The organism is Paracraurococcus ruber, assembly GCF_004353985.1.
Lineage (GTDB): Bacteria > Pseudomonadota > Alphaproteobacteria > Acetobacterales > Acetobacteraceae > Paracraurococcus > Paracraurococcus ruber.
Genome location: NZ_SMOA01000314.1, coordinates 1 through 5,838, shown reverse-complemented (window position 1 = coordinate 5,838; position 5,838 = coordinate 1). Strand labels below are relative to the sequence as shown.

5 protein-coding genes are annotated in these 5,838 nt (G+C 72.3%); 4 read left to right on the top strand and 1 reads right to left on the bottom strand.

The window, feature by feature from the left end; translation table 11 throughout:
* The coding region (locus E2C05_RS27865) for a TIGR03862 family flavoprotein (protein ID WP_133222907.1) at nucleotides 1-896 on the bottom strand (896 nt) is incomplete at its 3' end.
* Nucleotides 897-1,153: 257 nt separating this feature from the next.
* Between E2C05_RS27865 and E2C05_RS27860 the strand changes: the two genes are divergently transcribed.
* From E2C05_RS27860 to E2C05_RS27845, 4 genes are all read left to right on the top strand, one after another.
* Nucleotides 1,154-1,579, top strand: coding sequence for a hypothetical protein (locus tag E2C05_RS27860; protein ID WP_133222906.1), 426 nt, complete (start codon nucleotides 1,154-1,156; stop codon nucleotides 1,577-1,579).
* A 66-nt stretch (nucleotides 1,580-1,645) separates the two neighbouring features.
* On the top strand, nucleotides 1,646-3,868 hold the full coding sequence (gene uvrB, locus E2C05_RS27855; RefSeq protein WP_133222905.1) for an excinuclease ABC subunit UvrB: 2,223 nt from the start codon (nucleotides 1,646-1,648) through the stop codon (nucleotides 3,866-3,868).
* 81 nt (nucleotides 3,869-3,949) lie between these two features.
* A complete protein-coding gene (locus E2C05_RS27850) occupies nucleotides 3,950-4,471 on the top strand; it encodes an SRPBCC family protein (RefSeq protein ID WP_133222904.1) in 522 nt (173 codons plus the stop codon).
* Between the two features lie 176 nt (nucleotides 4,472-4,647).
* Nucleotides 4,648-5,598, top strand: coding sequence for an ABC transporter substrate-binding protein (locus tag E2C05_RS27845; protein ID WP_133222903.1), 951 nt, complete (start codon nucleotides 4,648-4,650; stop codon nucleotides 5,596-5,598).
* The last annotated feature ends 240 nt before the right edge of the window (nucleotides 5,599-5,838 follow it).

Sequence of the window (5,838 nt, the reverse complement as noted above, 5' to 3'; positions counted from 1 at the left end):
GCCGGCGCCAGGCCGGCGCGGCGCAGCAGGTTGGCGACGGTGACCCCGCCGCGCGGCCCGTCCAGCCGCGCCGCCAGCGCCCCCGGCTCCAGGTCCGGCCGCAGGTCGAGCAGCACCTCCGCCACGCCCCGCGCCGCCACCGCGTCGCGCACCGCGGCGGAGAGGGCATAGGCCACCCCGCCCTCCAGCCCCGCGGCGGTCAGCACCGCTTCCCCGCGCACCCGGCGGCCGCCGAACTCCAGGGCGATGCGCTTCAGCGGCGCGCCGGCGAAGCGTGCCCGCAGATGCTCCGACCAGGCGATCCGCCAGCCGCTATTGGCCGGGCGCAGCGGCGCCACCCCCGCCAGCAGCCCGGCCCAGGCGCCGTCCGATCCCAGCCGCGGCCAGGAGGCGCCGCCCAGCGCCAGCACCGTCGCCACCGGCCGCACCCCCACGGTGCCACCCGGCGAGTCGAATGCCAGCGCCCCGTCCCGCCAGCCCAGCCAGCGATGCCGGGGGCGCAATTCCACCCCCAGCCCGGCCAGCCGCGCCAGCCAGGCCCGCAGCAGCGGCGAGGCCTTCATCGCCCGGGGAAAGATCCGGCCGGAACTGCCGGTGAAGGTCCCCTGCCCCAGCCCCTCCGCCCAGGCGACGAGGGAGGCGGGCGGGAAGGCCTCGACGAAGGGCGCCAGCCGGTCCTGCGCCGCGCCATAGCGGGGCAGGAAGGCCGCCAGCGGCTCGGAATGGGTCAGGTTCAGCCCGCCCCGGCCGGCGATCAGCAGCTTCCGCGCCGGGGAGGGCATGCGGTCCAGCACCACCACCCGGGCACCGCCCGCCGCCGCGACCTCCGCCGCCATCAGCCCCGCCGGCCCCGCGCCGATCACGGCGATGGGAGGGCGCCCGTCCTCGTCCTGCATGCGGGACTTCTAGGGCGGATCGCCGCGCGGCGTGAACGCCGCTCCGCGCGCCATGTGCCGGCGCGGTCCGCGGGGTCGCGCCGCGGCCGCCCGCGATCCCCGGCAGGCATCCGGCCGGCCCCCCAACCCACCCCGATGGCCATCCCGCCCGGCCCGCCCCCGCCGCATGCGCCTCCGCCGGGGGTGTCGGAACCCGAGCGAACCCGGAGCGGCCATTGCCGTTCAGACGCCGCAACCGAATGGGACGGAGATTTTCGATGGCTGACGGGTTTCTCTCCGGCTGGCGCTCGTCCACCCGCGACATCCGCGACGACGCGGAGGAGTATGGCCGCCGCGCCGGGTCCCGCCTGCGCGACCTGCGCGACGACGCCGAGGATTACGGCCGCCGCACCGGCAGCCGCCTGCGCGACCGCGGCGAGGATGCGCGCGGCGAATTGTCCCGCCTGTGGTCGCAGATGGAAGACCTGGTGGAGCGCCGCGTCCGCCCCGCCGCGTCCGAGGCGGTGGACACCGCGCGGTCCTATGCCTCCTCGGCCGGGTCCTATGCCCGGGACGGGCGGGACATGGCCTATGACGTGGCCGACCAGGTGCGCGACCTGACCCGGTCCCGCCCGCTGGTGGCGATCGGCGTCGCCGTCGCCGCCACCTGGGTGATCGCCAGCATGCTGCGCAGCAAGCGGTAAGGCACTGCCCGGGGCGGGCACGGGACGCTCGACGCGGCGCCCGGCCCGCCCCACATTCGGGGGGTGATGAACCACCTCGCCCCTGTCACCTTCTTCCCGCAGAAGCGCCCGGCCCCGCCGTCCGAGCGCGTCCTGAAGGTCGTCTCGCCCTTCGAGCCGAATGGCGACCAGCCGGCCGCGATCCGGGACCTCGTCTCGGGCCTCATGGCCGGGGAGCGGGACCAGGTGCTGCTGGGCGTGACCGGCAGCGGCAAGACCTTCACCATGGCCAAGGTGATCGAGGCGGTGCAGCGCCCGACCCTGATCCTCGCGCCGAACAAGACGCTGGCCGCCCAGCTGTACGGGGAGATGAAGAGCTTCTTCCCCGACAACGCGGTGGAATACTTCGTCAGCTACTACGACTACTACCAGCCCGAGGCCTATGTGCCGCGGACCGATACGTATATCGAGAAGGATGCGCAGATCAACGAGCAGATCGACCGCATGCGCCACTCGGCGACGCAGGCGCTGCTCGAACGCAACGACGTGGTGATCGTGGCGAGCGTGTCCTGCATCTACGGCATCGGCTCGGTCGAGACCTATTCCCGCATGGTGGTGAAGCTGGAACAGGGCGGCCGCATCGACCGCGACGTGCTGGTAAAGGGCCTGGTCGAGCAGCAGTACCGCCGCAACGACAGCTTCTTCGCCCGCGGCACCTTCCGCATCCGCGGCGAGACGGTGGATATCTGGCCCTCCCACCTCGAGGACCGCGCCTGGCGCGTGAGCCTGTTCGGCGACGAGGTGGACGGCATCCGCGAATTCGACCCGCTGACCGGCGAGGTGACCGCCGAACTCGAACGCGTCTCGATCTACGCCAACAGCCACTACGTCACGCCGCGCCCGACGCTCAACCAGGCCATCGTGCAGATCAAGCAGGAGCTGCAAGAAACGCTGGCGCGGCTGGAGGGCGAGGGCAAGCTGCTGGAGGCCCAGCGCCTGGCGCAGCGCACGCAATTCGACATCGAGATGCTGGAGACGACGGGGAGCTGCAAGGGGATCGAGAACTACTCCCGCTACCTGTCGGGCCGCGGCCCGGGCGAGCCGCCACCCACGCTTTTCGAATACTTGCCGGAGAACGCGCTGCTGGTGGTGGACGAGAGCCACGTCACCATCGGCCAGCTCGGCGGCATGTATCGCGGCGACTTCGCGCGCAAGAGCATCCTGTCGGAGTTCGGCTTCCGCCTGCCCTCCTGCATGGACAACCGGCCGCTGAAATTCGAGGAATGGGAGGCCTATCGCCCCCATACCGTCTTCGTCAGCGCCACGCCCGGCCCCTGGGAGATGGAGCGCACCGGCGGCGTCTTCGCCGAGCAGGTCATCCGCCCGACCGGCCTCGTGGACCCCATCACCGATATCCGTCCGGTAGAAGGCCAGGTGGACGACCTGCTGGCCGAATGCCGGGAGGCGGTGAAGAAGGGCGGCCGCGTCCTCGTCACCACGCTGACCAAGCGCATGGCGGAGGACCTGACGGAATACATGACGGAAGCGGGCATCAAGGTCCGCTACCTGCACTCGGACGTCGATACGTTGGAGCGCATCGAGATCATCCGCGACCTGCGCCGCGGCGCCTTCGACGTGCTGGTCGGCATCAACCTGCTGCGGGAGGGGTTGGACATCCCCGAATGCGTGCTGGTCGCCATCCTCGACGCCGACAAGGAAGGCTTCCTGCGCAGCGCCACCTCGCTCATCCAGACCATCGGCCGCGCCGCCCGCAATGCCGAGGGCCGCGTCATCCTCTATGCCGACCGGATGACCGACAGCCTGCGCCGCGCGCTGGAGGAAACGGAGCGCCGCCGCAGCAAGCAGCTGGCCTGGAATGCCGAGCACGGCATCACGCCGCAGACCATCAAGCGGCAGATCGCCGATGTCATGCAGTCCGTCTACGAGCAGGACTATGTGACGGTGGAGGCGGTGGAGGGCGACGCCACCGCCCAGTTCGTCGGCAAGGACCTGCGCGCCTCCATCGCCGAACTCGAGAAGCGGATGCGCGCCGCGGCGGCGGACCTGGAATTCGAGGAAGCGGCGCGGCTGCGCGACGAGATCAAGCGGCTTGAGGCGCTGGACCTGGGCCTGGAGCCCAACCTGGCCGGGCGTTCCCTGCAGGCGGAGACGCCCCGCGCCCCGGCGGGCAGCGCCAAGGGCCGGGCGAAGCAGGACTGGAAGCCGAAGCCCCTAGGCCCCGGCGGCGGCGGCTACGATCCCGAGAAGCGCCGCGGCGGCCGCCGCGCCGCGACCGGGCGGGCGCGGTAGCCCCCCCGCGGCAGCCTCCTCTGGCCGGGAACGCCCGCCCCGTCCCTGGCGTTCGCCCCGCGAACCGAGAGGAGACGCGCGATGGGCGAATACACCGGCCGCATCGAGATCGCCCGACCGCCGGCGGAAGTCTTCGGCTTCCTCGCCGACCTTCGCAACATGCCGCGCTACCTGCCCACCGTGACGCATGTCGGGCCGCGCGGTCGCCATGCCGACCATGACGACATCGCGGTGGAAGGCCGGGCACAGGACCATGCCTATCGCGACGAGGGCTGGCTGAAGGCGGAGCCGGAACAGCGCCGCATGCGCTGGGGATCCCACACGCAGGACGGCTACCAGGGCAGCATCGTGGTGACCGAGGCCGCGGGCGGCGCCGCGGTGGAACTCCGCCTCGGCATCGACCCGAAGCCCGAGGTGGCGGCGCGGCTGCAGCGGGACCATGGCAGCGTCGAGAACGGCATGCGGCTGGCGCTGGCGCGGACGCTGGGCGCCATCAAGGCCTGCTGCGAGGATGCCGAGGGCGTGGACAACGCCCGCGACAGCGACGACCTGCCGGACAGCCGGCCTTTCGGCAGCAGCGCGACGCTCAATCCTGACATCTGACCGATCCGGGACGGGCGCTGCCCCGCCCCGGCCGGCCATCCGCCAGGGGCCGGTCCAATGCCGAGGCTACCCCCCCCTTGGATCGCTTGAGGCGGCGCCTTGCTGCGATGCAGCATCCCCCTTGCGCGGGCGGTTCGCTCCGATAGGCTCCCAGGGAAGCCCCAGGAGACCCCCCGATGCTTCGCCGCAGCCTCGTCGCCGGTTCCGCCGGCCTGCTCGCCATGCCTGCCATGCTGCGCGCGCAGGCCCTGCCGAAGATCACCATCGGCATGTCGGGCTGGACCGGCTTCGCGCCCCTGACGCTGGCCGAGCAGGCCGGGCTGTTCAAGGCGAACGGCGTCGAGGTGGAGACGAAATTCGTCCCGCAGCGGGAGCGCAATCTGGCGCTGGCCTCCGGCGCGCTGAACTGCGTGGTGACCACGGTGGACACCATGATCCTCTGGGCCTCCACCATCCCGCTGGTGCAGGTGCTGGTGCTGGACCGCAGCCATGGCGGGGACGGCATCGGCGCGCGGCCGAACATCCGCGGCTTCGCCGACCTGAAGGGCAAGACCATCGCGGTGGACGGCCCGGGCACCTCGCCCTATTTCCTGCTGGCCTACATGCTGCGCGAGAACGGCATGACGGTGCGGGACGTGCAGACCGCGACCCTGGCGCCGCAGCCCGCCGCGCAGGCCTTCGTCGCCGGCCAGTTCGATGCCTGCGCGACCTACGAGCCCTACCTGTCCCAGGTGCGCGCCATGGGCGCCGAGAAGGGGCGGATCCTGGCGACGACGCTGGACCACCCCTGTGTCGTGGACACGCTGGCCTTCCAGCCCGCCTTCATCCAGGCCAATCCCGAAGCCGTGCGGCGGGTGGTGAAGTCCTGGTTCGACGCGGTGGCGATGATCGCGCGGGAGCCCGACAGGAGCTTCGAGATCATGGGCAAGCGGGTGAACCAGACCGCCGAGCAGTTCAAGGCCAGCGCCGCCTTCATCGAATGGATGGATGCGCCGCGGAACACGGACTACGCCGCCGGCGGCCTGCCGGAATTCCAGCGCAAGGCGCATCTGGTGCAGCGGGAGACCGGGGTGGTCCGCCAGGACGTGGACCTGTCCCGGCTGTTCGACGGCCGGTTCCTCGCCTGATGCCGGCGCGCCGGGTGCAGGGGTGGCGTCCGCGCGCCGGCCGGCATCGGCCGTTCCGCTTGCCGCGTTGTGAGGCCGCGGCCGCAGGCCGGCAATGACTCCGGGCGCCAGACTGGCCACCATGGCAATGATCCTCCCGCGGCGCGGCGTCTGCGCCGCCGCCCTGGCCCTGCTGCCGGTCGCCGCGCCGGCCGCGGCCGTGCCGCCGCCGCCCGGCTTCGCCGACCTCGCCGCGCAGGT